Genomic DNA, 26,380 nt, shown 5'->3' on the forward strand with positions numbered 1-26,380 from the left:
TTGGGGCTGAACGATGCGTCCATTCCGCGCCGCGTTGATCCTGACCGCCTGCGCCGTCCTGTCCGGCCCGGGCCTCGCGCAGCAGCCGTCGCCCCCGCCGCCAGCACCGTCCGGCCAGCCCGGCCAGCGCGCCGCCGCGCCGTCCCAGTCCGCCGGCATCAATGTCTGGGACGCGCGGATCGAGGGCGGGGACCTGCGCGTCTCCGGCAGCGTCGGCAAGGGCGGCGTGGTCGTCACCCTGGACGAGGACATCCCGGTCACCGCCGACAAGCGCGGGCGCTTCGCCTTCAAGGTGCCCTACGTGCCGCAGAACTGCGTCGCGACCCTGAAGGCCGGCGAGATGTCGCGCGAGATCGCGGTGGCGAATTGCGGCGCCACCGGTGCGTCGGGCCCGAAGGGCGAGCCAGGCCCCACCGGCCCGCAGGGGCCGGCAGGTCCGCAGGGGATGGCCGGCCTCGCCGGTCCGCCCGGCCCGAAGGGCGATGCCGGTCCCAAGGGCGATACGGGCCCGAAAGGCGAGCCGGGTGCCAAGGGCGATGCTGGTCCCAAGGGCGAGCCCGGCCCGAAGGGCGAGGCCGGCCTGAAGGGGGAGGCGGGCCCGAAGGGCGAGGCGGGCCCCGCCGGCCCCCGCGGCGAGTCAGGCCCCAAGGGCGAGCGCGGCCCTCAAGGTCCGGCAGGCCCGCAGGGACCGGCCGGGTCGCCGGCTGCGGCGACGGCCGCGACCACGGCGGGCCTGCCGTTCCGGATGCTGCGCACCGACGGCTGCGCCAAGCCCCATTGCGAACTGACCTGCGACGAGGGCGAGACCTTCGTGTCGGCCTATTGCCTGCGCGGCGGCAGCCCGAGCTTCACCCGCCGCGAGAGCGGCGAGGCGGTGGCGATGTGCGCCTCCGACAGCTCCGGCATGGTGGGCTTCTGCGCGAAGCTCTGACGAAGCGGTCGGCTCCCGCGGCCAAATCGGCACCTCAAGGGTCGTCCCGGAGCCGCAGAGCGGAAACGGGATGACAGAGCGAGGATCGGCGTGTGGCCCGTCCGATCGTCACGGCAGGTGACGGAGCGGACGGGTCGTCAGCGCCTGCCGAGCCAGTCCAGCACTCCCCCCGCCGCCGCCCGGCCGCTGGCGAAGCTCGCCTGGAGCAGGTAGCCGCCGGTCGGCGCCTCCCAGTCGAGCATCTCGCCGGCCAGGAAGGTGCCGGGCCGGGCCCGCAGCATGAACCGGTCGTCGATACCCGCGAAGGCGACGCCGCCGGCACTCGAGATCGCCCGCTCGATCGGCCGCAGGCCGGTGAGCCGCAGCGGCACCGCCTTGATCAGCGCCGCCAGCGCCCCGGCTTCCGCCGGGAGCTCGCGCGCGGCCTCGCGCAGCAGGCCCGCCGCTGGCGGGCTCAGGCCCGCGGCCTTGCGCAGGACCGTGGCGCGGGACTCCTTCGGCCGCGCCGCCGCCAGGCGTCGGGCGAGGGCGGCGATGTCGAGGTCGGGCCGCAGGTCGACCTCCACCACCGCCTCCGCCCGCGCCTCGATCGCCTCGCGGATCGGCCGCGACAGGGCGTAGATCGCGCCGCCCTCGATCCCGTCGTGGGTGATCACCGCCTCGCCCCGCACCTGATCGGCCCCGAGGCGGAGCGCGATGCGCTTGAGCGGCGCGCCGGCGAACCGCTCGGCGAAGACCGGCGACCACGCGGCCGTGAAGCCGGCATTGGCCGGGCGCAGGGGGCTCACCGGAACGCCCGCGGTCTCCAGCACCGGCACCCAGGCGCCATCGGAGCCGAGGCGCGGCCAGCTCGCCCCGCCGAGCGCCAGCACTGTCGCGTCGGCCCGCAAGGTTTCCGGCCCCGCCGCGCCCGCGAGGACGAGCGCCCCGTCCCGGTCCCAGCCCGTCCAGCGGGTGCGGGTACGCAGGATGACGCCGAGGCGATCGAGCCGCGCGAGCCAGGCCCTCAGCAGCGGCGAGGCCTTGAAGGCGTCCGGGAACACCCGGCCGCTCGAGCCGACGAAGGTCGGCTGGCCCAGGGCCTCGCACCAGTCGCGCAGGGCCTGCGGCGGGAAGGCGCGAATCGCTGCGTCAAGGCGTCGCTCCTGCGGCGCGTAGCGGGCGAGGAAGCGCTCCAGCGGCTCGCTGTGGGTGAGGTTGAGGCCGCCGCGCCCGGCGATCAGCAGCTTGCGGGCCGGGGAGGGCATCCGCTCGATCACGGTCACCCGCAGGCCCGCCTCGGCCAGGGTCTCGGCGGCAAAGAGGCCGGCCGGCCCGCCCCCGATCACCGCCACGCGGGCGCCCGGCTCCGTGATTGGCTGGGTCATGGGCTCGGTCATGCCCCCGCCAAGGCCGTGACCTAGCCGGCCCTGTCAACCGGACGCCCCGCTGCGACACGAAAAATAAGAGCGTGGCCGTCGCGCGCCGCTGCCCTTGATCCGCCGCCATCCGGGACATAAGTCGGGCCCATCGGCTGCGGGCCCCTCTGGCGAGCTGCGCTTCTCGCGCTCGTGATGTCGGAGCCGATGCTTTCTTCCTCGAAGCATCACGGTCCCGCGATGGTCGATTTCCTGTACATGACGTGGCTCGGCAAGCCGGTCTGGATGTGGCTGGGTTTCCACGCCGTCATCTTCATCCTGCTCGCCCTCGATCTCGGCCTCCTGCACCGCGACAAGAGCCGCGAGATCGGCGTGAAGGAGAGCCTGCTCCTCACCGCCTTCTACCTCAGCCTCGGGCTCCTCTTCGGCGGCTGGGTGTGGTGGTACATCGGCCCGCAGGCGGGCCAGGAGTATCTCGCCGGCCTCGTGGTCGAGAAGTCGCTGTCGATGGACAACGTCTTCGTCATCGCGGTGATCTTCGGCTATCTCGGCATCCCCCGCAACGCCCAGCACCGGGTCCTCTTGTGGGGCATCCTGGCGGCGATCGTGCTGCGCGGCCTGATGATCGGCCTCGGCGCCGCCCTCGTGCACCAGGCCGAGTGGGTGCTGACGATCTTCGCCGCCTTCCTGATCTATGCCGGCATCAAGATGCTGGTCTCGGGCGAGGAGGAGGAGGGCGAGAGCAAGTCCGCCGACCGCTTCACGAGCTTCATGCGCAGGCACATGCGGGTGACCGACGAGCTCGACGGCCAGAAGTTCACCACCCGCCGCCCCGACCCGAAGACCGGCCAGCCGGTGCGCTGGCTGACCCCGCTCGCCCTGGCGCTGGTGCTGGTCAACGGCGCCGACGTGATCTTCGCGGTCGACAGCGTGCCGGCGATCTTTGCCATCACGACCGACACCTACGTCGTCTATACCTCGAACATCTTCGCGATCCTCGGCCTGCGCGCGCTCTACTTCGCGCTTGCCGCCATGGTCGACCGCTTCGCCTACCTCAAGAGCGCGCTCGCCCTGATCCTGATCTTCATCGGCCTGAAGATCGTGGTCGCCGACACGTTCGAGCTGGTCGAGATCCAGCCCTGGGTCGCGCTGGTGGTGACCGTGGTCCTGCTCGCCGGCGGCATCGTCTACAGCCTGTGGCGCACCCGCGGCGCGGCCGAGGCGCCGGCCGCCGTTCCGCCCCAGGCTGGCGCGCCGCGCGAGCGGCTCGGCAGCAGCCACGGGTGATGGACGGGGGGCGGCTGCACCGCCCCTCCTGCCGGGCAGGGTGGAGCGCCCGCTCGCCTATCGCGTCGCCCCGGTAACCGACGCGACGTAGCCGGCGACGGCCGCGACCTGTTCGGGGGTCAGGGCCTCGAAGGCCGGCATCACGCCGATGCCGTTCGTCACCGCCGTTGCGACCCGGGCGGCATCCGGCTTCAACGTGTCGAGGCTCGGTCCGACCTCCCCCTTCGTGCCCGCATCCGCGAGCGTGTGGCAGATCCCGCATTGCGGCTCGGCGAGTTCGGTGAACACGCGCTTGCCGAGCGCGAGGCGTGCCGGGTCCGCGGCGGCGGGGCATGCGGCGAGGGAGAGGCCGAGAACGAGGTGAGCCAGGACCAGGCGAGGCGGAGCGTTCATCGAGGGCTTTCGGGACGTAGGCAGGGCGCCCGCATCGCCGGGATGCGGGCCGAGGGCGGCGGGAGGGCGCTCAGGTGGTCTCGATCCTGACCGCCGGTCCGCGCCAGCCGTTGTAGCTGTAGCCGCCGCCGTTCGGCGCCGTGTCCTCGGGCTGGACGTGACCGGCCGCGTCGGTCGCCCGGCTCGCCAGGACGTGCCGTCCGGCCGGCAGGTCGAGCGCGAGGGCGAAGTGCCGCCAGGCGTAGCGGCCGAGATCGGGGCCGACGAGCGGCGCGTCGGTCCAGCTTCGGCCGCCATCGGTCGACACCTCGACGCGCGCCACCGCGTGCATGCCGCCGAAGGCGACGCCCGTGACGACCGTGCGACCCGCTGCACCCCCGTCCAGGGGGCCGGTGATCCATGAGCGCACCGGCTGCTCCCAGATCGCGGGCTGGGTGGGTGCGGCCTTCTCGCCGACGCCGTGCATGCGGTAGCTCGCGGCCTGGATCTTGGCGTCCGTCTCGGCCTCGGTCAGCGCCACGGTCTTCACGTACTTGATGTTGTTCACGCCCGAGTAGCCCGGCACGATCATCCGCAGCGGGCCGCCATGCGCCAGCGGGAGGGGCTCCCCGTTCATCTCCCAGGCCAGCAGCACCGTGTCGAGGGTCGAGATCGGCACCGAGCGCTCGACGATCACGTCCTTGGGCTTCAGCCCGGCGGGCAAGTCCTCGCCGCCCGTGCCGGTGACGAACTTCACGCCGCCCGCCGGGCCGCCGAGCATATCGACAACGGCCTTGAGCGGCACGCCGCTCCAGATCACGCAGCCGGCCGCCCCGACCGTCCAGGGCGTGCCCGGGATCGTCTGGCCCGGCTGCAGCGCGTCCTGCATGTACTTGCGGCCGTTGCCGGAGCATTGCAGGACGGTCGCGACGCTCGCGAGGCCGATGCGCTTCAGCTCGGCCAGCGTCAGCGTCCGCGGGCTCGCCACCCCTGCGATCTCGACCCGCCACGCGTCCCGGTCGGCGACGATGCTGTCCGGAGGCGGATTGACGTTGTTGCGGATGAACAGCCGGCCGACGGGCGTGATGACGCCGCTGCCGGTGTGACCGCGCTTCGTCTCCACCGTCTGGTTGGAGTGAACGATGAAGGCGTTCGGGTCCTTCCAGGCGAGGGACGCGGGCAATCCCTTGGCGCCGGGCTTGCCGGCATCGGGCTTGCCGGCATCGGGCTTGGGCGCCTCCGCGGCGGGGGATTGCGCGCGCGCGGAGGAAGCCACGGTCATCGCCCCCGCGGCGGAGCCGGCGAGGAAGGTCCGTCGGTGCAGGTTCGTCGCCTCGGGCACGCCACATCCTCCCGTTCTGTTCTTTTGGGGGAGATGTTGTCTGCCGCGCGCCGTCGGGCCGTCAAGCGCCCGGCGCGCGACACCGCCTGACGGCGCGTCGCCCTACGCCGCGCCGGCCGTCAGGCCGGCTTGGCCGCCAGCAGGTCGCGCAGGGTCGTGATGGTCGAGGCGTCGGCGACGCCGTCGGCCCGGGCCGGCCGGAAGTGGCGCTGGAACGCGGTCACCACCGCCTTCGTCCTCGCGTCGAAGGTGCCGCTCACCGGCACGTCGTAGCCGTAGAGGGCGAACAGCGATTGCAGCGCCTCGATCGGCTGGCCGGCATCGCCCTCGGAGAAGAAGCGGCCGTCGCGGATCGGGGCCGGCGGCACCCAGTGGCCGATGCCTTCCCGGTGCAGGTCCCGCCACGGGAAGGACTCGCCCGGATCGTTCTTGCGCTCGGGCGCGACGTCGGAATGCGCCAGCACCCGGTCGGCGCGGATCGGCCAGCGCGCCAGGATGTCGCGGCAGAGCGCCGTCACGGCGGTCATCTGCGCCTCCGGATAGGGCGCGAGCGTCCCGTCGGCGGCGTGGCCCGGATGGGCGATCTCGATCCCGATCGAGCGCGAATTCGTGTCGCGCACGCCCTCCCAGGCCGACAGGCCGGCATGCCAGGCGCGGCGCGCCTCCGGCACCAGCTGCACCACCCGGCCCTCCTCGAAGACGAGGTAGTGCGACGAGACCTTGGCCAGCGGGTTGCAGAGCCGCAGCAGCGCCTCCCCGGCGCTCGCCATGCCGGTGTAGTGCAGGATCAGCGCGTCGACCGGCAGGGTGCGGGCGTCGTGGTTGGGGGAGGGCACCACCTGGGTGGCGACCGGGCTGTCGGGGGAGAGGCTCATCGGCGGCTCAAGGCAGATGCCGCTCGGCGGCGATGCGGTCGTAGGCGGCGTTGATGGCGGCGAGCCGCCGCGTCGCGATGGCGACCGCGGCGGGCGGCAGGCCGCGGGCGATCGCCCGGTCGGGATGGTTCTCGGCGACGAGCGCCCGGTAGCGCGCCTTCAGCTCGGCGTCGGTCAGGCTGCGGGCGACGCCCAGCACGTCGTAGGGATCGTCGGCCAGGCGCACGTGGCGGGCGGTGATGGCGGCGAACCGCGCCTCGTCGAAGCCGAAGATCGCCGCGACCTCGGCGAGGTAGCGCGCCTCGCTCTCGTGCACGGCGCCGTCCGCCTTGGCGATGTGGAAGAGCCCGTCGAGCACGTCCTCGAGCAGGGCCGGCTCGTCGCGGAAGGCCTCGGCGACCTGGCGGGCATAGCCCTCGAAGCCGCTGGTGGTGCGCTTGGCGAGATCGAACAGCCGCTCGACCCCGGCGCGCTCGGCGTCGGGCACCTGCACGATGTCGGCGAAGGCCGCGACCTCGGAGGGCGTCACCACCCCGTCGGACTTCGCCATCTTGGCGGCGAGCGCGACGAGCCCGGTGGTGAACACCACCTCGCGCGGCGTGGGGCCGAGGAGCGAGCCCTCGCGGTCGATCAGGAAATGGCCCGCCACCGCGCCGATCAGCGCGCCGAGCGGACCGCCGGCGGCGAGCCCGAGGCCCGCGCCGCCGAGCTTGCCCCAGACGCCCTGGCTCATGCCCGCCTCCTGAGGTCGGCCGGGCGGGGGAGGGACGTGGGGTCTGGTGGAGGAGCGGACGTCATCACGCCCTTGTAGCGCCCCCGCGGCTCCGGCGGAACGCCGGAGCGTGGCCGGCGGAACGCCGGAGCACGGCTGGCAGCCCTCGAAGCACCCCGGCGGACGCGCCGCCGGGGCACTCGCTCAGGCGAGGCCGATCAGCGGCAATAGATGTTGCCGTACGGGTCGCGGTAGGTGCCGTAGGGGCACTGGGGCGCTGTGGCCGCGCCGACCACGGCGCCGCCGGCCGCACCGATCAGGCCGCCCGCGAGCGCGCCGCTGGCCCGGCCCGTGGCGGCCGCGCCGACCGCCGCGCCGGTCAGGCCGCCGAGGGCGGCGCCGCCGGCGGCGCGGTCGCCGGGGGTGTTGCAGGCGCCGACGGACAGCGCCAGGGCGCCGGCGAGCGTGGCGGCGATGAGCTTCTTCATGGTGGTGTCCCCTCGTGCGTGTCGCGGTCCGGCTTGTCGGGCGTCACGCCCGCGCCGCTGCCTCCCAGCTTAGCCGTGTGGCCGCTGAACGCCAAATGAGCTTGGCCGTCGGATGGTTCCCGGGACCCTGGCCGGGCCGGGCGGGAGGCGTGACGGTGAGGCACCGGGGCCACAGGTGCAGGGCCCTGCCGCGCGCCCGGCAAATGCTCTAAAGGGGGCCACGACAGCCCGCGAGGAACCTCCTGCGATGCAGCGCGCCACCACCATCGTCCGCAAAGCCGCCGTACGGCCCGACGCCGTCGTCGATGAGGTCGCCCTCGACCACGCCGCGCGCTCGCGGCGCAGTGCCGCGCTGACCGCGCAGGGCGGCCTCGCCTTCCGGCTCGACCTCGACCGGGCGACGACCCTCGAGGACGGCGATGCGGTGCGCCTGGAGGACGGGCGGCTGGTACGCGTCCTCGCCGCCCCGCAGGCGCTCCTCGCCGTGACGGCGGAGAACCCCGTCCGCCTGACCCGCCTCGCCTGGCAGCTCGGCAGCAACCACGTCCAGGCCGAGATGACCGCCGACGCCCTCTACGTCCTCGACGATCCGGTGGTGGCGGAGCTGATCCGCGGCCAGGGCTGCACCGCGACCGCGCTCCAGCGCCCGTTCCGCCCCGAGAAGGAGGTGGAGGCCCACGACCACACCACTTGCGGGCACGACCATCACCATCATGGGCACGAGCACCAGGCTCACGACCATCACGGCCATGATCATCACGACCACGGCCATGACCATCACGCGCACGGCCATGATCACGATCATGCCCACCATGACCATGGCCACTCGCACGGCCACTCGCACGGCCATGAGCATCACGCGCCTGGTCACGGCCACGTCCACGGCCCGGGTTGCAAGCACGGCCACTGACCGCGGCCTGTCCGCCGGAGCGGCCCAGGGACCCGGGCTCCCCGTTTGCGCCGCGCGCGGGGCGGAACGAGCCGCCTCGCGCCGGACGAGGCGCAGCCGGCGCCGGGCATGCAAAGACAGCGAAACCGTCAGGTTCGCGGGGCCCGACGTGCAGCGACTTCGAGCAACGATGCCATGCGGGCTCAGGGCCCGCGAAGTCTTAAGTCGGGCTTAAGCCGGTCTCCCTATTCCTGATCCCGGTGACGGCAAGACCCGGGTTCACGGACCGATGACGATCAAAGCGCGCCTGCTCTGCGGCTTCACGGTGATGCTGGCGCTGACCGCCGGCGTCGCCGCCTCGGGCTGGGTCAGCCTCTCCGGTTTCGCGCGGCGCGTGGACACCGCGAATGCGGCGCAGACGCTCGCAGGCCGGGTGGGCGACCTCGCGCTCGCCGCCGAGCGGTCGCTGCACGACCCGGCCGGCCGGGGCGAGGGCGCGGTGACGGACGGTCTGGCGCAGGTCCGCTCCGGCTTCGCCGCGGTTCCGGGCGCGGACGCGATGGCCCGCGGCGTCGACGCCTTCGCGCGCACCCGCACCACCTACGCCTCGGAGCAGGACCGCAAGGCGCGCGTCCAGGCCGAGCATCTCAGCCTGATCGAGGAGCTGCAGGGGGCGGCCGGCCGGATCGGCGAGGCCCAGCGGGCCCGCCTGGCGGCGGCGAGCCAGGCGCTCCAGGAGAGCGTCGAGGCGCTGAAAGGCGCCGCCACCACCGGATCGCTCACCGGCTCCGCGGTCCGCGGCGCGCTCGAGATGCGCAACATCGAGCAGGCCCGAGGCGGCGAGCGGACCGCGATCGCCGAGCGGTACCGTCTCCTGTCCGCGATCGTGAAGCGCCTCGCCGCGCAGGACGCGATGCGGCCCCCGGCCAAGGCCGCCGGCGACGCCCTGGACGATTACTTCGACGCCATCGACCTGCCGCCGGACGAGGCCGGAAGGCTTGAGACGATCACGAAGGCGTTCGACGCGCTCATGGCGGCCCTGCGGGAGGTCGAGCAGGTCCAGAGCGACGCCGGCCTCGCGGTCCAGGCCCGCCTCCAGCAGGAGCAGGACCGGGTCGAGCGGGCGGCGGCGCTGCTCGCCGCCAGCGCCGAGGCGGTCAACGCCTCGAAGTCGCTCCAGATCGCCGAGATCGCCCTGTTCGCGGCCCGGGACGAGGGCGCCGCCGTCGTCGCCAGCGCCGACGCGCTGATGACGGCGCTCGACACGATCCGCCGCGTCGAGACCGACCCGACCGCACGCAACGCCGTCGAGGCGCTGATCGCGAAGGTGCGGGACGTCAAGGACAAGGTGCCGGGGATCGTCGAGGCGAACGGCGCGCAGGCCGCGATCCTTCGGGAGCGCGACGGGCACCTGAACACCCTCGTGACGACGGCCCGCGCGGCGGGGGACGGCGAGCTCGCCCGGATCGGGTCCGAGCGGCGCGCCGCCGAGATCCTGCTCCTCGTCGGCGTCGCGCTGGCCGCCGCCCTCGGTGCCGCCGCGGCCTTGTGGCTCTCCCGCAGCATCGTGCGTCCGATCGGGCAGCTCGGCGCCGCCATGCGGGCGCTCGCCGCCGGCGACCTGTCGGTCGCGGTCCCGGCCCGGGAGCGGCGCGACGAGATCGGCGGCATGGCCCGGGCGGTCGGCGTGTTCCAGGACGCCCTCGTCGCGAAGGCGCAGAGCGACGCCGAGGCGGCCGCCGCCGCCGAGGCCGCGGCCGAGCGCGCCCGCCGGCTCGGTGCGCTGACCGCGGAGTTCGACGGGACGATGTCGTCCTCGACCCAAGACCTGACGCGGGCCGCCGACACCATGCAGGGCACGGCCGAATCGATGTCCGCGGCGGCCGCCCGCACCAACGCCCGGTCCGCGGAGGTCGCGGAGGCCGCCGCGCGCACCTCGGCCAATGTCGAGACGGTCGCCGCCGCGACGGAGGAGATGGCGATCTCGATCCGCGAGATCGCCCGCCAGGTCGCGCACTCGGCCGAGATGGCGGCGGGCGCGGTCGGCCGCGCCAGGGAGACCGACGCCACCATCGCGGCCCTCTCCGCCGGCGCCGAGCGCATCGGCGAGGTCGTCACCCTGATCCAGGGCATCGCCGGGCAGACGAACCTCCTGGCGCTCAACGCCACCATCGAGGCGGCCCGGGCCGGCGAGGCGGGGCGGGGCTTCGCGGTCGTCGCCCAGGAGGTCAAGCAGCTCGCCGGCCAGACCGCGAAGGCCACGGAGGAGATCGGCGACCAGATCGCCCGCATCCAGGACGCGACCCGCGAGGCCGTCGCGGCCCTCCAGGCGATCGGCGGGGTGATCGGCGAGATGTCCGAGATCGCGACCGGCATCACCGCCGCCATGGAGCAGCAGGGCGCCGCGACCCAGGAGATCGCCCGCAACGTCGGCGAGGCCGCGCAGGGCACGCAGGTGGTCTCCACCGGCATCCGCGACGTGCGGCGCGACGCGGAAGGAGCCGGCGAGGCCGCCGCCCGCGTGCTCGCCGCCGCCGAGGCGCTGGCCGGCACCGCGACGGGCCTGCGCGGCGAGGTCGATGCGTTCCTTGATGGCGTGAAGGCGGCCTGAGGGCCCTCGGTGGCGTGGCGCCACCCCCATATCGCCGCCTCGGTCCCATGCCGGGCCGGGGGTACCCCCGTGTTCCCGGGCGCGGTACAAGCCGGCCCCTGATCCGGACGGGAAGACCGTCCTCGCGGCTGGTGGTGAGACGGGACGGAACAACGTGACGGTGATGGTCGAGCAATCCGGCAGCTTCAGCCCCTGGCGCTTCTCCGTCGCCCCCATGATGGACTGGACCGACCGCCACTGCCGGGCGTTCCACCGCACCCTCTCGGCCCGCGCGCTCCTCTACACCGAGATGGTGACGACCGGGGCGGTGCTGCACGGGCCGCGGGAGCGGCTGATCGGCTTCGATCCGGCGGAGCACCCGGTGGCGATCCAGCTCGGCGGATCGGACCCGGGCGACCTCGCGGCGGCCGCCCGCATCGCCGAGGAGTTCGGCTACCGGGAGGTGAACCTCAATGTCGGCTGCCCCTCCGACCGGGTGCAGGACGGGCGCTTCGGCGCCTGCCTGATGCGCGAGCCGGGGCTCGTCGGCGAGTGCGTCGCCGCCATGAAGGCGGCGGTCTCGGTGCCGGTGACGGTCAAGTGCCGCATCGGCGTCGACGACCAGGACCCGGAGGAGGCCCTCGACGCGCTGACGGCCATGGTCCGGGCGGCGGGCGTCGACGCGCTCATCGTGCATGCCCGCAAGGCCTGGCTGAAGGGCCTGTCGCCGAAGGAGAACCGGGACATCCCGCCCCTCGATTACGGCCGCGTCCACCGCGTCAAGGCCGCGAATCCCGACCTGCCGGTGGCGATCAACGGCGGCCTGCAGGACCTCGCGACCGCGAAGGCCGAGCTCGCGCCGCGGGACGGCATCGCTCTCGACGGGGCGATGCTCGGCCGCGCGGCCTATGCCGAGCCGGCGCTCCTGCTCGGCGTCGATCCGGAGCTGTTCGGGCAGGACGCGCCCGTGGCCGATCCCTTCGCGGCGATCGAGGCCTACGAGCCCTATATCGCCGCCCGGCTCCAGGAGGGCATGCGCCTGCACGCCATGACCCGGCACATGCTCGGCCTGTTCAACGGCCGCCCGGGGGCGAGACCCTATCGCCGCCACCTCTCGGTCGCCGGCACCCGGCCGGAGGCGGGCCTGCACACCCTGCGCGAGGCGGTGGCCCTCGTCTCGCGCGAGGCGGCGAGCGCGGCGGCCTGAGGACGGGACGGGCCCCAAGCTTGGCAGCCGCCCGGTCCGGGGGCATGTTCGCTCCCGAACAGGATGACGGACCGGATGATCGCACTCGATGACGGCGCGCCCGCGCCGCTCGGCGCCCATTTCGACGGGCGCGGGGTCAATTTCGCGCTGTTCTCGGCCCACGCCACGGCGGTGGATCTCTGCCTGTTCGACCCGACCGGCCGGGTCCAGACCGACGTGGTCCGGCTGCCCCGGCGCAGCGACGACGTCTGGCACGGCTACCTCTCGGGTGTGCTGCCGGGCCAGCTCTACGGCTACCGGGTGCACGGCCCCTGGGAGCCGGGGCGCGGTCACCGCTTCAACCCGCACAAGCTCCTCCTCGACCCCTATGCCCGCGAGCTGCACGGGCGGGTGCGCTGGCACGACGCCCTCTACGCCCATCGCCGCGGCAGCCACCGCGAGGACGTGCTCGACCGGCGCGACAGCGCCCCGATGATGCCGAAGGGCGTGGTCACCGCCCCCGAGGCGCCGGTCCACGACGATCCGCCCCTGCGCCACCCCCTCGTCGACAGCGTGATCTACGAGGCCCATGTCCGCGCCCTGACCCAGACCCATCCGGGCGTGCCGCTGCCCTGGCGCGGTTCCTACGCGGCTCTAGGCCATCCGGCGATCGTCGAGCACCTGCTGCGCCTCGGCGTCACGGCGATCGAGCTGCTGCCGATCCAGGCCTTCGTCGACGACCGCTTCCTGGTCGAGCGCGACCTCACGAACTTCTGGGGCTACTCGCCGCTCAACTACTTCTCGCCCGAGCCGCGCTATCTCGGGCCGACGGGCGCCGCCGGGCTCAAGGCGGCGATCCGCCAGCTCCACGCCGCCGGCATCGAGGTGCTGATGGACGTGGTCTACAACCACACCTGCGAATCCGACCATACCGGCCCGAGCCTGTCGTTCCGCGGCATCGACAATGCGAGCTACTACAAGCTCAAGCCCGACGACCCGCGCCGCGACATCGACTGCACCGGCTGCGGCAACACCCTCGACGTGGCGGTGCCGCGGGTGATGCAGATGGTGCTCGACTCGCTCCGCCACTGGGTCGAGACCTACCGGGTCGACGGCTTCCGCTTCGACCTCGCCTCGAGCCTCGCCCGCTCGCCCTACGACTTCACGCCCCGGGCCGCGGTCCTGCAGGCGATGGCGCAGGACCCGGTCCTGTCCCGGGTCAAGCTCATCGCCGAGCCGTGGGACATCGGCATGGGCGGCTACCAGCTCGGCGGCTTCCCTGTGGGCTGGAGCGACTGGAACGACCAGTTCCGCGACGCGGCGCGGGGCTTCTGGCGCGGCGATGCCGGCCAGCTGCCGAAGCTGACGCAGGGGCTGACGGGATCCAAGGAGATCTTCTCCGCCTCCGGCCGCGGGCCTGGCGCCAGCATCAACTTCATCGCCTCGCATGACGGCTACACGCTGGCCGACGTCGTCGCCTACGAGGAGAAGCACAACGAGGCCAACGGCGAGGGCAACCGCGACGGCCACGGCCACAACGTCTCGCGCAATTACGGCGTCGAGGGGCCGACCGACGATCCCGCCATCCTGGGCCTGCGGGCGCGCCAGAAGCGCAACCTGATCGCCACGATCCTGCTCGCGCAGGGCGTGCCGATGCTGCTGATGGGCGACGAGCGCTCGCGCACGCAGAGAGGCAACAACAACGCCTATTGCCAGGACAACGCCACCTCCTGGGTCGACTGGGAGGACGATGGCGGTGATCCGGGCCTCACCGAGTTCGTGCGCAACCTGCTGGCGCTCCGCCGCGACCACCGGGCGCTGCGGCGGCGAAGATTCCTCACCGGCGAGACCCTGGCGACGAGCGGCCTGAAGGACGTGCACTGGCTCTCGCCCTGCGGCGCCGAGATGGACGCCGCCGCCTGGGGCGACGGCGAGCGCCGGGCCTTCGGGATGCAGATCGGCAACGATGCCCCGGACGGGCGCCGCCTCCTGATCCTCGCCAATGCCGGCGAGGCGGCGCTCGACTTCCACCTCGCCCGGGTGATCGGCGGGCCGTGGACGCCGCTCTTCGACACGACCGTGGCGGATGGCCGGCCCGCCGCGCGCGAGAGCGTGAAGGGCGGCGGCTTCGTGCGGCTGCCCGGGCGGGCGCTCGTGGTGCTGGCTCGGAGCGTGCCGCGCGGCGGGAAGGCCGCGCCCGCTTGACCGGTGCGGGCTTCGTCCTTGCCTCGGGATGCGGTCGCGGAGGGGACGAACGGACGATCCCGGGGCGCCCCTTGCGCTTGCCTTTCCGTGCGCCGGCGCCATGCTCGCGGAGCCGCCGCTAGGTCAGCCTCGAGGAGCCCCGATGACCGACGACGAGACCTTCATGGCCCGCGCCATCGCGCTGTCGGAGAGAACCGCCCTGGTCGAGAGCGCGGGCGGCGTCTTCGGCGCCGTGATCGTGCGCGACGGCCGCATCATCGGCGAGGGCGCGAACCGGGTCGTCGCCGAGAACGACCCGACCTGGCACGCCGAGATGGCGGCGATCCGCAACGCCTGCAGGCAGGAGGGCAGCTTCAAGCTGCCCGGAGCCACTCTCTACACCTCCGCCGAGCCGTGCCCGATGTGCATGGCCGCCGCCTACTGGGCCGGCATCTCGCGGATCTTCTACGCCTCGACCAACGAGGACGCGCTGCGCCACGGCAATTTCGACGACAGCATGATCTACGAGGAGATCCGCAAGCCCGTCGACCAGCGCAAGATCCCGATCCGGCAGATCATGCGCGCCGAGGCGGTCGAGGTCTGGAAACGCTACGAGGCCAAGGACGACCGGGTGCCGTATTGAAGCGCGTGTGCCCGCCGGACGAAACCGTGGCTCGGCCGTGGCGTTGTGCTCTGTAACCCGTGAAGCGTCGCCCCGATCCTCGACCGGACGATCACCAGGAGGCCGTTCATGCGTCGCGCGCCTCATCTCGCCGCCCTCCTCGCGGCGGCCCTCGCCCCCGGCCCGCTTCTCCCGCAAGCCGGGCCCCCGGCGCGGGAGCCGGGCGTCACCGGATCCCTCGGATCCGCCGCTCGCGACACGATCGGCGTAGGTCAGACCAAGCCGCCGGGTGCGGCCCTGGGCTCCGATGGAGAGATCACGCCCGCGTTGCGGGAACGCGACCGCGCGCTTCAGCGCAGCATCGACACCGGCATCTGCGCCGGCTGCGACGACTGACACGTTTTCCGCTTGATCTGTTCCAATATCAGTTAAGCGCGGGATCCCCTCTCCCGTGTGGGAGAGGGGTAGGGGCGATCGCAGATCGCACGTGAGGGTGACACGCTTCAGTGTAGATCGCAGAGCGTGGTGCTGGCAGCGGAACGGTCGGAGCCTGACTCGGAACCGTGGCACCCTCACGTGCGATCTTCGATCGCCACGGCCCCTCTCCCGCACGGGAGAGGGGAGACGCGTTCTATTCTGAATGCGAACGAATCAAATGGAGGTCGTATGACACGTTTTCGCCGCCTACGGGCAGCGGCGCGACTTAATCCATCGCATATTAGACGGAATGATCGGTTGCGAGGGCGGCGAGCGGATGACTAAACCGGCCGCAATCGGTCCGGCCGCCCGTGCGTCCGTCCGGACGGGCCAGAACAGAGTCGAGACAGGGAGAGCGCCATGAACCAGCGGGTGATCGAGGTCAGCCAGGACACGCGTGCCCGGGCGCATATCGACGAGGCGAAGTATCAGGCCTGGTACGAGGCCTCGATCCGCGATCCGGAAGGCTTCTGGCGCGAGCACGGCAAGCGGATCGACTGGTTCACACCTTACGCCAAGGTCAAGGAGACGACCTTCGGCCCGGGCGACGTCTCGATCAAGTGGTTCTCCGACGGCGTCACCAACGCCGCCCATAACTGCATCGACCGCCATCTCGCCAAGCGCGGCGACCAGGTGGCGATCATCTGGGAGGGCGACGACCCGTCGGAATCGCGCCACATCACCTACCGCGAGTTGCACGCGGAGGTGTGCCGGATGGCCAACGTCCTGCGCAACCGCGGCGTCGGGAAGGGCGATCGGGTGACGATCTACCTGCCGATGATCCCGGAGGCCGCCTTCGCGATGCTGGCCTGCGCCCGCCTCGGCGCGATCCACTCGGTGGTGTTCGGCGGCTTCTCGCCCGACTCGCTCGCCGGCCGCATCCAGGGCTGCGACTCGAAGCTCGTCATCACCGCCGACGAGGGCCTGCGCGGCGGCCGCAAGGTGCCGCTCAAGGCCAATGTCGACGCGGCGATCCAGCGCCTGCCCGCCGACAGCGTCGACCACGTCGTCGTGGTGCGCCGCACCGGCGGCGCCGTCGAGATGGACCCCGTCCGCGACGTCTATTACGACGCCGCTGCCCGGGAGGTCACCGACGAGTGCCCGGTCACCCATGTCGAGGCCGAGCACCCGCTGTTCCTGCTCTACACCTCGGGCTCGACCGGCCAGCCGAAGGGCGTCGTCCATACCACCGGCGGCTACCTCGTCTACGCCTCGATGACGCACCAATACGTCTTCGACTACCACGAGGGCGACATCTACTGGTGCACCGCCGATGTCGGCTGGGTCACCGGCCATTCCTACATCCTGTACGGGCCGCTGGCGAACGGCGCCACGACGCTGATGTTCGAGGGCATCCCGACCTACCCGTCGATCTCGCGCTTCTGGGACGTCGTCGACAAGCACAAGGTCAACATCTTCTACACCGCGCCGACCGCGATCCGCTCGCTGATGGGCGCCGGCGAGGAGCCGGTGAAGAAGACCTCGCGCAAGACGCTGCGGGTGCTCGGCTCGGTCGGCGAGCCGATCAACCCGGAGGCCTGGGAATGGTACTACCGGGTCGTCGGCGACGAGCGCTGCCCGATCGTCGACACCTGGTGGCAGACCGAGACCGGCGGCATCCTGATCACGCCGCTCCCCGGCGCCACGAAGCTCAAGCCCGGCTCGGCGACCCGGCCGTTCTTCGGCGTCAAGCCGGTGGTGGTCGACGGCGACAACGTGGTCCAGGAGGGCGCCTGCGAGGGCAATCTCTGCATCGACGATTCCTGGCCCGGCCAGATGCGCACCGTCTGGGGCGACCACGAGCGCTTCATCCAGACCTATTTCTCGACCTTCCCGGGCCGCTACTTCTCGGGCGACGGCTGCCGGCGCGACGCCGACGGCTATTACTGGATCACCGGGCGGGTCGACGACGTCATCAACGTCTCGGGCCACCGGATGGGCACGGCGGAGGTCGAATCCTCGCTGGTCGCCCACCCGAAGGTGTCCGAGGCCGCTGTGGTGGGCTATCCCCACGACATCAAGGGCCAGGGCATCTACGCCTACGTCACCCTGATGCAGGGCGAGGAGCCCACCGACGCGTTGCGCAAGGAGCTCGTCGCCTGGGTGCGCAAGGATATCGGGCCGATCGCCTCGCCCGACCTGATCCAGTTCGCCCCAGGTCTGCCCAAGACCCGCTCCGGCAAGATCATGCGCCGCATCCTGCGCAAGATCGCCGAGAACGAGTTCTCGTCCCTCGGCGACACCTCGACGCTCGCCGAGCCGGCGGTGGTCGACGACCTGATCGAGAACCGGCAGAACCGCACCAAGTGACCGCGACCGAGTGACCGCGACCGACGGATCGTGCGCCGGGGCCCACGCCGGGCCCCGGCCTTTCATCCCGGCCAATATGCCTGCGCTTCTCAGACCTTCGTCGTACTAAGAGCATTCTCAGTCTCTTTGCGCTGGCATTTGCCCGAAAATCAGGTCATCCGCATTTTTGCGCCGCACCATACGCAGTCGGCGCAAGTCGGCCTGGCAAGAACAGGCGCACCACAGAATGACCGAAGCATCGGCTTTGCTGCCCCGCGTCGCACTCGGCGCGGGGTGGAGCCGTCATCGGTCGCAGAAGCGAACCAGGAGGGAGCCCCGCCGATGGCAGAGGCAGACACCGCACGGGTTCTGACGAGCCCGAAATTCCGCGAGCTGGTGACCGAGCGCACCCGCTTCGGCTGGATCCTGTCCGGCGTGATGCTGGGCATCTACCTCGTCTTCATCCTGCTCGTCGCCTTCGCGCACGGCCTGATGGCGACGAAGATCGGCTCCGGCGTGACCTCGCTCGGCATCGTGCTCGGCCTCGTCGTGATCGTCTCGGCCTTCGTGCTCACCGGCGTCTACGTCGCCCGTGCCAACGGCCGCTTCGACGACCTGACCCGCGACCTCAACCGGGAGCTCGGCCGATGACCGCGCGCCGCATCGCCATCGTGGCGCTCCTCACCCTCGTCGGAGCCGGCGCCGCCCTCGCCGCCGGGCCGGATCTCGGCGCGGTCCAGAAGCAGGCGACGAACTGGACCGCCGTCATCATGTTCCTGCTCTTCGTGCTGGCCACGCTGGGCATCACCTACAAGGCCGCTGCGGGCTCGAAGTCCGCCGCCGACTTCTACGCCGCCGGCGGCGGCATCTCGGCCGGCCAGAACGCCCTCGCCATCGCGGGCGACTACATGTCGGCGGCCTCGTTCCTGGGCATCTCGGGCCTCGTGTTCTCGTCGGGCTTCGACGGGCTGATCTACTCGATCGGCTTCCTGGTCGGCTGGCCGATCGTGCTGTTCCTGATCGCCGAGCGCCTGCGCAACCTCGGCAAGTTCACCTTCGCCGACGTGGCGAGCTTCCGCCTCGACCAGACCCGGATCCGGATCCTGTCGGCGACCGGCACGCTCGTCGTGGTGGCGTTCTACCTGATCGCCCAGATGGTCGGCGCCGGCAAGCTGATCCAGCTCCTGTTCGGCCTCGACTACCTCTACGCGGTCATCGCGGTCGGCATCCTGATGATCGTCTACGTCGCCTTCGGGGGCATGAAGGCGACGACCTGGGTGCAGATCATCAAGGCCTGCCTGCTGCTCGCCGGCGCCTCGTTCATGGCGCTCGCGGTGCTGTGGCGCTACGGCTTCAACCCGGAGGCGCTGTTCGCGGCCGCCGTGCAGGAGCACCCCAAGCACGAGGCGATCATGGCGCCGGGCGGCCTCGTCGCCGATCCGGTCTCGGCGATCTCGCTCGGCATCGGCCTGATGTTCGGCACCGCCGGGCTGCCCCACATCCTGATGCGGTTCTTCACCGTCTCGGACGCCCAGGCCGCCCGCAAGTCGGTGTTCTACGCCACCGGGCTCATCGCCTACTTCTACATCCTCACCTTCATCATCGGCTTCGGCGCCATCACCTTCCTGATGAGCGACCCGAGCTACTTCAAGGCCGGGGCGAACGGCGGCTACGACCGGATCGCCGGGCTCCTCGGCGGCAGCAACATGGCGGCGGTGCACCTCGCCAACGCCACCGGCGGCTCGCTCTTCCTCGGCTTCATCTCGGCGGTGGCCTTCGCGACGATCCTGGCGGTGGTGGCGGGCCTGACGCTCGCCGGCGCCTCCGCGGTCAGCCACGACCTCTACGCCCAGGTCTTCGCCCGCGGGCGCACCACCGAGGCCGGCGAGGTGCGGCTGTCGAAGATCTCGGCCGTCGTGATCGGCATCGTGGCGATCTATCTCGGCTACGTGTTCGAGAACCAGAACGTCGCCTTCATGGTCGGCCTCGCCTTCGCGGTGGCGGCGAGCTGCAACTTCCCGGTCCTCGCGATGTCGATCCTGTGGAAGGGCACCACGACGCTGGGCGCCCTGGTCGGCGGCCTGATCGGCCTCGTCAGCGCGGTGGTGATGGTGGTGCTGTCGAAGGCCGTGTGGGTCACCACGTTCGGCTATCCGGCGGCGTTGTTCCCCTACGACAACCCGGCGCTGTTCTCGATGCCGCTGGCCTTCCTGGGCATCTGGGCGGTCTCGAAGGCTGATTCGAGCGCCCGGGCGCGGCGCGAGCGGGCGAGCTTCGAAGCGCAGTACGTGCGCTCGGAGACCGGCATCGGGGCCGCGGCGGCGCACGCGCACTGACGAAAGAGGGGCGGCGGCCGGTGATCGCCGCCCCTCTTCTTTCAAGGATGACCTTGTTTCAAGGATGACTTGGCGGGCTCGACGGTGTTGGCACCCACCGCATCATTCCGGGGCCGCGCAGCGGAGCCCGGACTGCCGCAGAGGGAGTCAGGTCCGTCCATGACAGCGAACCAGGGCGATCCCATCAGTGCCCGCCCGGCTCCGCATGCATCCGCCGGATCCGCCGGACCGTCCACCACACGCCGACCAGCACCAGCGGCACCGCCAGGGCGGTCCCGATCGTCGCGTCGACCGGCACGCCGGCGTGGTGGGCACCTTCGAGCACGTGGTGGACGAGGCTCGCGACGTAGTAGGTGATCGCCGCGACCGAGAGGCCCTCGACGGTCTGCTGCAGGCGCAATTGCAGCCGCACCCGGTCGTTCATCGACTGGAGCTGGGCCTGGTTCTGGCGCTCGAGCTCGATGTCGACCCGGGTGCGCAGCATCTGCGAGGCCCGGGCGAGGCGGCGCGAGAGCGCGTCCTGGCGCTCGGCGATCGCCAGGCAGGTGCGGATCGCCGGGTTGTAGCGCCGGCCCAGGAACATCGACCAGCTCGTCTGGCCAGGCAGCGCGTGCTCGCCCGCCGCCGAGAGGCGCAGGCGGATCAGCTCGTCATAGGCCCGCGTCGCCCCGAAGCGGAACATCGTCCGCGACGCCCCGACCTCGAGCTCGGCCGCGAGCGCGATCAGCCGGTCGAGGAGGGCGTGGTTCTCGGCGAATCCGTCGCTCGTGCGCATCGCCTCCATCAGGAGCGGCAATTCGGTCTCGATCCGCCGGATGGCCGGCCCGAGGCTCTGCGCCTCCGGCAGGCCGAGGAGCGCCAGCGTACGGTAGGTCTCGATCTCGAGCAGGCGCTGCACCAGGGCGCCGGCGCCGAGGCGGCTCAGGCGCCGGTCGGCGACCACGATCCGGACATAGCCGTGCGGGTCGGGCTGGAAGTCGGTGGCGATCACCGCGGCCCCGCCCTCGGCCTCCGCCATGGCGAGCGAGGCGGCGTTGAAGGTCGAGACGATCTCGGGCGGCAACCCGCCCTCCACCGCCGGCAGCAGGTGGAGGTCGACCGCGACGAGGAGCGGGCCGGGCTGGGCCACCTCGTTCATCGCGCCCTCGAGGGCGTCGGGCTGCGGCTGGAAGGCCTGGGCCTGGGCGTCGCCGAACTCCCAGGTATAGGTGGTGAACTCGCTGTGGCTCTCCCAGCGCAGCACGGCGCCGGAGAAGATCACCCGGTGCTGCTTGACCCCCGGGGCCGGGCCCGGATGGCCGAGGCCGGTGCAATAGGCCTCGAGGGCGTCGCGATCGGCCGCCGCCGCCTCGCCGTCGGTCAGGAAGGCATAGTGCAGGAAGCGGCGCGGCGTCTTGACCGGCGTGAACGGCCGGGCATGCACCTCCGCCAGCACCCGCGACCGCAGGGGATGTTCGCTCAGCCTCACGATCCGGTCCGCCCCCGCTCCCCCGCCCACCGGTGCCGCTGGGCACCGGCACCGCTTGGTGCAGGGAAAGCGTGGTGCAAGCAAGGCTTGGTTCACGCAAGCGCCGCCCGTCAACGGCCTTTCAGGGGCGGGCGGTGACCCGTCCCGCGAGCCGGCCGCCCGCTGCTGCGCCGGGCCCGCGCGACGTCCGCAGCCCCTGGCCACCACCCCGACCCCGCGCTAGCACAGGCTTCCGACACCGCGACCCGGAGCCCGCGCCTTGCTCGACGACCGCCAGCCGCCGCCGCGCTTCAACGGCGCCCGCTACTGCCTGGAGGCGAATGCCCGGGAGCGTGGCGACAAGCCCGCGCTGGTCATGGTCGGCGATGGCGGCCGGACGGAGGTGATGACCTTCGGCGAGATCGACCGGGCGGTGCGGAGCGTCGCGGCGGGTCTTCGGGGCCTCGGGCTGCCGGCGGGCGCCCGGGTGATGATCCGCATGGGCAACGACGCCGATTACGTGATCACCTACTTCGCGGCGCTCGCCGCCGGGCTCGTGGCGCAGCCCTCCTCGCCCCAGCTCACCGCCGGCGAGGCGGCGTTCCTGATGCAGGATTCCGGCGCCGCGGTGATCGCGGCGGCCGACGACTGCCCCCTCGACCCGGAGGCCTGCCGCGGCCGGATCGTCCTGCGCCGCGACGACATCGCCCGCCTGCGGGAGGGCCGCCCGCTCGACGCTTACGCCGACACCGCCGCCGACGATCCCGCGACTCTCGTCTACACCTCCGGCACCACCAGCCGGCCGAAGGGCGTGCTGCACGCCCACCGCACGATCTGGGGCCGGCGGCCGATGCACGATCACTGGCTCAGCCTGCGCGAGGACGACGTGGTGCTGCATGCCGGCACCATGAACTGGACCTACACCCTCGGGGTCGGCATCCAGGATCCCTGGGCGCGGGGCGCCACCACGGTGCTCTACAACGGACGCCGCGACCCCGCCCTGTGGCCGGCCCTGATCGCGCGCCACCGCGCCACCCTGTTCGCGGCGGTGCCGAGCCTCTACCGGCAGATCCTCAAATACGCGGACCTCCCCGCCCACGACCTCTCGTCCCTGCGCCACGGCATCACGGCGGGCGAGGCGCTCTCGCCCCAGCTCCTCGCCGAGTGGCGGGCCGCCACCGGCACGCCCCTCTACGAGGCGCTCGGGATGAGCGAGATCTCGACCTACATCTCGACGAGCCCGGTCGTGCCGATCAAGCCCGGCTCGCCGGGCCGGCCGCAGCCGGGCCGGCGCGTCGCGATCCTTCCCGTCGAGGGCGCGCCGGAGCCGCTGCCGGCGGGCGAGGTGGGGCTGCTGGCCATCCACCGCTCGGACCCGGCCCTGATGCTCGGCTACTGGAACCGCCCCGAGGAGGAGGCGGCGGTGATGCGCGGCGACTGGTTCGTCGGCGGCGACCTCGCCTCCCTCGATGCCGACGGCTACGTCTGGTTCGAAGGCCGCAACGACGACATCATGAACGCCTTCGGCTACCGCGTGTCGCCGAACGAGGTCGAGAGCGTGCTGATCGGCCATCCGGACGTGCAGGAGGTGGCGGTGACCGAGCTGCCCGTCCGCGACGACGTGCGGGTGATCGCCGCCTTCGTGGTGCCGAAGCCCGGCGCGGCGCCGGCGCGCGACGCGCTCCTCGCCTGGTGCGCCGAGCGGCTTGCCGCCTACAAGTGCCCGCGGGAGGTCGTCTTCCTCGAGGCGCTGCCGCGGACGCCGAACGGCAAGGTGCAGCGCAAGCGGCTGCCGGCGGTGGGGTGAGGGGGTGTCATGGCCCGGCTCGCCGGCGTCTCGCTGAGCACCGGAAGCCGCCCAGCTTCCGACCGACGTTTGCGGATATCGCCTCTCTCTCCGGAAGGACGCCCTCAATACGTCCAGCGCTGCGCCTTCGCGACGAGGAAGTCCCGGAAGGCCTGGACGCGGGCCACGGTCCGCATCTCCTCGGCATAGACGAGGTAGCTCTCGAGGTTCGGCATCTCGTAGTCGCGCAGGACCTGCACCAGCTGCTCGTTCCCGTCGGCGACGTAGTCCGGCAGGATGCCGATGCCGGCGCCGGTCTCGACCGCGAGCTGGAGCGCCGAGATGTTGTTGACCGTGAAGTGGATGGTGCGGTGCTCGCGGCCCTCGCGGCCGACGGTGGCGAGCCAGTGGGTCGCCATCAGGTAGGAGGGCTGGTCGCCGCCGAACGAGACCAGGCGGTGCTTGTCGAGTTCGTCGATCGTCTTCGGCTCGCCGAAGCGCTTGATATACTCGAGCGAGGCGAAGACGTGGTAATGCACGGTAAACAGCCGGCGCTGGATCAGGTCGGGCTGGGCCGGGCGGCGCAGGCGGATCGCCACGTCGGCCTCGCGCATGGCGAGATCGAGTTCCTCGTTGGTCAGGATCAGCTCGACGCGCACGTCCGGGTGCAGGTCGAGGAACTCGGCGACGCGCTGGGCGAGCCAGGCGGTGCCGAGGCCGACCGTCGTCGTCACCTTGAGGTCGCCCGAGGGGCGCTCGCTGGTCTCGACGAGGCGCGCCCGGGTGGTCTCGAGCCGCATCTTCATGTCCCGGGCGGCCCGGAACAGCAGGTCGCCCTGCTCGGTCAGGATCAGCCCGCGGGCATGGCGGTGAAACAGCGGCGCCTTCAGCTCGCGCTCCAGCGCGCTGATCTGGCGGCTGACGGCCGACTGGCTGAGGCCGATGTCGTCGCCCGCCTTGGTGAAGCTGCCGGCTTCGGCGACGTTGAGGAAAATCCGGATCTTGTCCCAGTCCACGACCGTCAACCCCTCGCCACGGCCCCGTCCGGCCCATGGAGGGGCCGGTAAGGTCAGGGCGAACGCACCACAAGGCCGGAACCGGGGCTCATCCCCGGCCCCGGTACATGTCGCCTACTCGGCCGCGGCCTGGCGCGGCGATTCGGCCGCGGCCTGGCGCGGCGCCTCGCCGATCGCCAGGTTGGCCAGGTACTTCTCCGCCTCGAGGGCGGCCATGCAGCCCATCCCGGCGGCGGTGATCGCCTGCCGGTAGACGTCGTCGGTCACGTCGCCGGCCGCGAATACCCCGGGGATCGCCGTCATCGCGGTGCCGGGCGTCACCTCGAGGTAGCCGCCGGCCCGGAAGGGCAGCTGCCCCTCGAACACCGCCGTCGCCGGCTGGTGGCCGATGGCGACGAACACGCCGTCGGCCTTGCGCTCGGTGATCGCGCCGGTGCGGGTGTCGCGCAGGCGGACATGGGTGACCGACGGGGCCGGCTTCTCGCGGCCGCAGATCTCCTCGACCGCGTGGTTCCACACCACCTCGACGTTCGGATGCTTGAACAGGCGCTCCTGCAGGATGCGCTCGGCCCGGAAGGCATCGCGCCGGTGCACCACCGTGACCTTGGAGGCGAGGTTGGCCAGGTACAGCGCCTCCTCGACCGCCGTGTTGCCGCCGCCGACCACGACCACCTCCTTGCCCCGGAAGAAGAATCCGTCGCAGGTGGCGCAGGCCGAGACGCCGAAGCCCTGGAACTTCGCCTCCGAGGGCAGGCCGAGCCACTTCGCCTGGGCGCCGGTGGCGATGATGAGCGCGTCGCAGGTGAAGACCGCGCCCGAATCGGCCTCGAGCCGGAACGGCCGCCGCGTCAGGTCGACCTTGGCGATGTATTCCGAGACGATGCGGGTGCCGACATGCTCGGCCTGGAGCCGCATCTGCTCCATCAGCCACGGGCCCTGGATCGCATCGGCGAAGCCCGGGTAGTTCTCGACGTCGGTGGTGATCATCAGCTGACCGCCGGGCTGGAAGCCCGAGATCAGCAGCGGCTCGACCATGGCGCGGGCGGCGTAGATCGCGGCGGTGTATCCGGCCGGGCCGGAGCCGATGATCACGAGCTTCTCGTGCTGGGGAGCCTGCGGGGTGACGGACATAGGGGTCTCCGGGGCTGCCGCCGGTCAGGCTCTAACGAACCCGATGGCGGGCGAGCGCGTCGCGATGCCCGATATAGGCATTCGCCACAGCCTGCGCGATCGCGAGTGTCATGTCTAAGGGCTTGGGCCGCAACGCTTCAACCCGTCCGTCGAAGGCATGCACAGGTCCGTGGCTTTTCAGCGCCTCGAACAGCGGGCGATGGCGGGCATAGAGGTTTTTCGGCTCGAACAGCAGCACCGGCACGCCGGCGGCGCAGGCCTCCGTCACCATGTTGGCCGAATCGGCCGTCGCCACGATCGCGTCGGCCAGCGCCAGCATCGACAGGTACGGGTTCTCGCCGCTGCCGTCCCAGAAGAAGCCGCCGCGCCGGCGCGCGAGGTCGGCGAGCGCCGCCCGCAGGGCGTCCGGGGTGCGGCGGGAGGCGGTGATCATCAGGCTCGTCCCCTCCGCCAGGCGTTCGAGCCCAGCGAGGAGGCGTGCGGCGTCCTCGTCCGAAAAGCGCCCGTGCCGGCTGTCGCCGCCGATCAGCACGGCGGCGCGGGGTTGGGGCAGGGCGGCAAGCCGCGGGTCGGGCCCTGCGCGCGCGGCGGCGAGGCGCGCGGGCGAGATCGGGTGAGGCCCCATCACCGTCACCACCACGTTGGCGCCGCGCAGGCGGTCATGGGCCGGCACCCAGATCAGGTCGGCGGCCCGGGTGCCGATGCGCGGATCGCGCAGGAACACCGTGAAGCTCCGGCCCCCCGAGCGGTGCTTGACGGCCCGGAGCGCCGGCACCGCCCGGCGGCCGGTCGCGATGGCGAGATCCGGCCAGGGAGGCAGGAGCGCGGGTTCGCGCGGATCGGCCGGGCCGCGGGGGGCGATCCACGAGAAGGGCGGGCGGGGCGCCACAACCCGTTCCTCCGCCATGACCCCGAGGGCCTCGGCGAGGCCGCGGCAGGGCGCGAGGTCGCCGGCCTTGCCGTCGGTGATCAGCCAGGTCGTGGTGCCGGCCGGCAGCAGACCGGCCGGCGCGGGAGGGGAGGGGAAGGCCACGCCTCCGCGATGGGGCGGCGGGAGCCCGC

General features: G+C 72.2%; 22 protein-coding genes. 12 read left to right on the plus strand and 10 right to left on the minus strand.

The genetic code is table 11. The features are described 5' to 3' along the window. The first annotated feature begins 13 nt into the window (after nucleotides 1-13). Nucleotides 14-931, plus strand: a complete 918-nt coding sequence (locus EU555_RS09145; RefSeq protein WP_135414361.1) for a collagen-like domain-containing protein — start codon at nucleotides 14-16, stop codon at nucleotides 929-931. Between the two features lie 137 nt (nucleotides 932-1,068). Here EU555_RS09145 and EU555_RS09150 read toward each other — a convergent pair whose 3' ends face one another. After that, nucleotides 1,069-2,298, minus strand: a complete 1,230-nt coding sequence (locus tag EU555_RS09150) for a BaiN/RdsA family NAD(P)/FAD-dependent oxidoreductase (RefSeq protein ID WP_245524213.1) — start codon at nucleotides 2,296-2,298, stop codon at nucleotides 1,069-1,071. A gap of 231 nt (nucleotides 2,299-2,529) precedes the next feature. On the opposite strand from EU555_RS09150, the gene EU555_RS09155 reads away from it, so the two are divergent. Further along, on the plus strand, nucleotides 2,530-3,576 hold the full coding sequence (locus tag EU555_RS09155) for a TerC family protein (protein ID WP_135414363.1): 1,047 nt from the start codon (nucleotides 2,530-2,532) through the stop codon (nucleotides 3,574-3,576). A gap of 57 nt (nucleotides 3,577-3,633) precedes the next feature. Here EU555_RS09155 and sorU read toward each other — a convergent pair whose 3' ends face one another. The 5 genes from sorU to EU555_RS09180 form a co-directional block, all read right to left on the minus strand. Next, nucleotides 3,634-3,969 carry a SorU family sulfite dehydrogenase c-type cytochrome subunit gene (gene sorU / locus EU555_RS09160; RefSeq protein ID WP_135414364.1) on the minus strand — a complete coding sequence of 112 codons (336 nt, stop codon included), beginning with the start codon at nucleotides 3,967-3,969 and terminating at the stop codon, nucleotides 3,634-3,636. A gap of 70 nt (nucleotides 3,970-4,039) precedes the next feature. After that, nucleotides 4,040-5,290 (minus strand): SorT family sulfite dehydrogenase catalytic subunit, encoded by a 1,251-nt coding sequence (sorT, locus tag EU555_RS09165; RefSeq protein ID WP_245524214.1) that lies wholly within the window; start codon nucleotides 5,288-5,290, stop codon nucleotides 4,040-4,042. Nucleotides 5,291-5,409: 119 nt separating this feature from the next. Beyond that, entirely contained in the window at nucleotides 5,410-6,165 is a 756-nt protein-coding gene (locus EU555_RS09170; protein WP_135414365.1) for an N-acetylmuramoyl-L-alanine amidase, read from the minus strand. 7 nt (nucleotides 6,166-6,172) lie between these two features. Continuing rightward, the gene (locus EU555_RS09175) at nucleotides 6,173-6,898 is read right to left on the minus strand and encodes a J domain-containing protein (protein ID WP_135414366.1); all 726 of its coding nucleotides are present in this window, start codon (nucleotides 6,896-6,898) and stop codon (nucleotides 6,173-6,175) included. Nucleotides 6,899-7,095: 197 nt separating this feature from the next. After that, nucleotides 7,096-7,365: a glycine zipper domain-containing protein gene (locus tag EU555_RS09180; RefSeq protein ID WP_135414367.1), complete on the minus strand. Its 270-nt coding sequence runs from the start codon at nucleotides 7,363-7,365 to the stop codon at nucleotides 7,096-7,098. 247 nt (nucleotides 7,366-7,612) lie between these two features. Here EU555_RS09180 and EU555_RS09185 point away from each other — a divergent pair, with 247 nt between their 5' ends. From EU555_RS09185 to EU555_RS09225, 9 genes are all read left to right on the plus strand, one after another. Then, entirely contained in the window at nucleotides 7,613-8,275 is a 663-nt protein-coding gene (locus EU555_RS09185; RefSeq protein ID WP_135414368.1) for an urease accessory protein UreE, read from the plus strand. Nucleotides 8,276-8,543: 268 nt separating this feature from the next. Continuing rightward, entirely contained in the window at nucleotides 8,544-10,865 is a 2,322-nt protein-coding gene (locus EU555_RS09190; RefSeq protein WP_135414369.1) for a methyl-accepting chemotaxis protein, read from the plus strand. 163 nt (nucleotides 10,866-11,028) lie between these two features. After that, on the plus strand, nucleotides 11,029-12,051 hold the full coding sequence (dusA, locus tag EU555_RS09195; RefSeq protein ID WP_135414606.1) for a tRNA dihydrouridine(20/20a) synthase DusA: 1,023 nt from the start codon (nucleotides 11,029-11,031) through the stop codon (nucleotides 12,049-12,051). 75 nt (nucleotides 12,052-12,126) lie between these two features. Continuing rightward, nucleotides 12,127-14,235, plus strand: coding sequence for a glycogen debranching protein GlgX (gene glgX, locus EU555_RS09200; RefSeq protein ID WP_135414370.1), 2,109 nt, complete (start codon nucleotides 12,127-12,129; stop codon nucleotides 14,233-14,235). Between the two features lie 142 nt (nucleotides 14,236-14,377). Then, complete coding sequence (locus tag EU555_RS09205; protein WP_135414371.1) at nucleotides 14,378-14,857, plus strand: nucleoside deaminase; 480 nt, start codon at nucleotides 14,378-14,380, stop codon at nucleotides 14,855-14,857. Nucleotides 14,858-14,965: 108 nt separating this feature from the next. Further along, nucleotides 14,966-15,232, plus strand: coding sequence for a hypothetical protein (locus EU555_RS09210; RefSeq protein ID WP_135414372.1), 267 nt, complete (start codon nucleotides 14,966-14,968; stop codon nucleotides 15,230-15,232). 441 nt (nucleotides 15,233-15,673) lie between these two features. Then, nucleotides 15,674-17,623 (plus strand): acetate--CoA ligase, encoded by a 1,950-nt coding sequence (acs, locus tag EU555_RS09215; protein WP_135414373.1) that lies wholly within the window; start codon nucleotides 15,674-15,676, stop codon nucleotides 17,621-17,623. Between the two features lie 321 nt (nucleotides 17,624-17,944). Further along, nucleotides 17,945-18,253: a DUF485 domain-containing protein gene (locus EU555_RS09220; RefSeq protein ID WP_135414374.1), complete on the plus strand. Its 309-nt coding sequence runs from the start codon at nucleotides 17,945-17,947 to the stop codon at nucleotides 18,251-18,253. Continuing rightward, nucleotides 18,250-19,938, plus strand: a complete 1,689-nt coding sequence (locus tag EU555_RS09225) for a cation acetate symporter (protein ID WP_135414375.1) — start codon at nucleotides 18,250-18,252, stop codon at nucleotides 19,936-19,938. The genes EU555_RS09220 and EU555_RS09225 overlap by 4 nt, the downstream gene beginning before the upstream one ends. 184 nt (nucleotides 19,939-20,122) lie before the next feature. On the opposite strand, the gene EU555_RS09230 is transcribed toward EU555_RS09225, so the two are convergent. Beyond that, the gene (locus tag EU555_RS09230; protein ID WP_135414376.1) at nucleotides 20,123-21,406 is read right to left on the minus strand and encodes a DUF3422 family protein; all 1,284 of its coding nucleotides are present in this window, start codon (nucleotides 21,404-21,406) and stop codon (nucleotides 20,123-20,125) included. Between the two features lie 259 nt (nucleotides 21,407-21,665). On the opposite strand from EU555_RS09230, the gene EU555_RS09235 reads away from it, so the two are divergent. Then, nucleotides 21,666-23,192 carry a class I adenylate-forming enzyme family protein gene (locus EU555_RS09235; protein ID WP_135414377.1) on the plus strand — a complete coding sequence of 509 codons (1,527 nt, stop codon included), beginning with the start codon at nucleotides 21,666-21,668 and terminating at the stop codon, nucleotides 23,190-23,192. Between the two features lie 104 nt (nucleotides 23,193-23,296). On the opposite strand, the gene EU555_RS09240 is transcribed toward EU555_RS09235, so the two are convergent. From EU555_RS09240 to EU555_RS09250, 3 genes are all read right to left on the minus strand, one after another. After that, nucleotides 23,297-24,187 carry a LysR family transcriptional regulator gene (locus tag EU555_RS09240; RefSeq protein WP_135414378.1) on the minus strand — a complete coding sequence of 297 codons (891 nt, stop codon included), beginning with the start codon at nucleotides 24,185-24,187 and terminating at the stop codon, nucleotides 23,297-23,299. Between the two features lie 114 nt (nucleotides 24,188-24,301). Beyond that, nucleotides 24,302-25,318 (minus strand): thioredoxin-disulfide reductase, encoded by a 1,017-nt coding sequence (gene trxB, locus EU555_RS09245; RefSeq protein WP_135414379.1) that lies wholly within the window; start codon nucleotides 25,316-25,318, stop codon nucleotides 24,302-24,304. 31 nt (nucleotides 25,319-25,349) lie between these two features. Next, nucleotides 25,350-26,351 carry a mitochondrial fission ELM1 family protein gene (locus tag EU555_RS09250; RefSeq protein WP_135414380.1) on the minus strand — a complete coding sequence of 334 codons (1,002 nt, stop codon included), beginning with the start codon at nucleotides 26,349-26,351 and terminating at the stop codon, nucleotides 25,350-25,352. Between the last annotated feature and the right edge of the window lie 29 nt (nucleotides 26,352-26,380).

Origin of the sequence: Methylobacterium nonmethylotrophicum, from assembly GCF_004745635.1 — a bacterium.
GTDB lineage: Bacteria > Pseudomonadota > Alphaproteobacteria > Rhizobiales > Beijerinckiaceae > Methylobacterium > Methylobacterium nonmethylotrophicum.

Coding starts and splice junctions, on each gene's coding strand:
- EU555_RS09145 (WP_135414361.1), top strand. CDS start 14: ATGCGTCCATTCCGCGCCGCGTTGATCCTGACCGCCTGCGCCGTCCTG.
- EU555_RS09150 (WP_245524213.1), bottom strand. CDS start 2,298: ATGACCCAGCCAATCACGGAGCCGGGCGCCCGCGTGGCGGTGATCGGG.
- EU555_RS09155 (WP_135414363.1), top strand. CDS start 2,530: ATGGTCGATTTCCTGTACATGACGTGGCTCGGCAAGCCGGTCTGGATG.
- sorU (WP_135414364.1), bottom strand. CDS start 3,969: ATGAACGCTCCGCCTCGCCTGGTCCTGGCTCACCTCGTTCTCGGCCTC.
- EU555_RS09170 (WP_135414365.1), bottom strand. CDS start 6,165: ATGAGCCTCTCCCCCGACAGCCCGGTCGCCACCCAGGTGGTGCCCTCC.
- EU555_RS09175 (WP_135414366.1), bottom strand. CDS start 6,898: ATGAGCCAGGGCGTCTGGGGCAAGCTCGGCGGCGCGGGCCTCGGGCTC.
- EU555_RS09180 (WP_135414367.1), bottom strand. CDS start 7,365: ATGAAGAAGCTCATCGCCGCCACGCTCGCCGGCGCCCTGGCGCTGTCC.
- EU555_RS09185 (WP_135414368.1), top strand. CDS start 7,613: ATGCAGCGCGCCACCACCATCGTCCGCAAAGCCGCCGTACGGCCCGAC.
- EU555_RS09190 (WP_135414369.1), top strand. CDS start 8,544: ATGACGATCAAAGCGCGCCTGCTCTGCGGCTTCACGGTGATGCTGGCG.
- dusA (WP_135414606.1), top strand. CDS start 11,029: ATGGTCGAGCAATCCGGCAGCTTCAGCCCCTGGCGCTTCTCCGTCGCC.
- glgX (WP_135414370.1), top strand. CDS start 12,127: ATGATCGCACTCGATGACGGCGCGCCCGCGCCGCTCGGCGCCCATTTC.
- EU555_RS09205 (WP_135414371.1), top strand. CDS start 14,378: ATGACCGACGACGAGACCTTCATGGCCCGCGCCATCGCGCTGTCGGAG.
- EU555_RS09210 (WP_135414372.1), top strand. CDS start 14,966: ATGCGTCGCGCGCCTCATCTCGCCGCCCTCCTCGCGGCGGCCCTCGCC.
- acs (WP_135414373.1), top strand. CDS start 15,674: ATGAACCAGCGGGTGATCGAGGTCAGCCAGGACACGCGTGCCCGGGCG.
- EU555_RS09220 (WP_135414374.1), top strand. CDS start 17,945: ATGGCAGAGGCAGACACCGCACGGGTTCTGACGAGCCCGAAATTCCGC.
- EU555_RS09225 (WP_135414375.1), top strand. CDS start 18,250: ATGACCGCGCGCCGCATCGCCATCGTGGCGCTCCTCACCCTCGTCGGA.
- trxB (WP_135414379.1), bottom strand. CDS start 25,318: ATGTCCGTCACCCCGCAGGCTCCCCAGCACGAGAAGCTCGTGATCATC.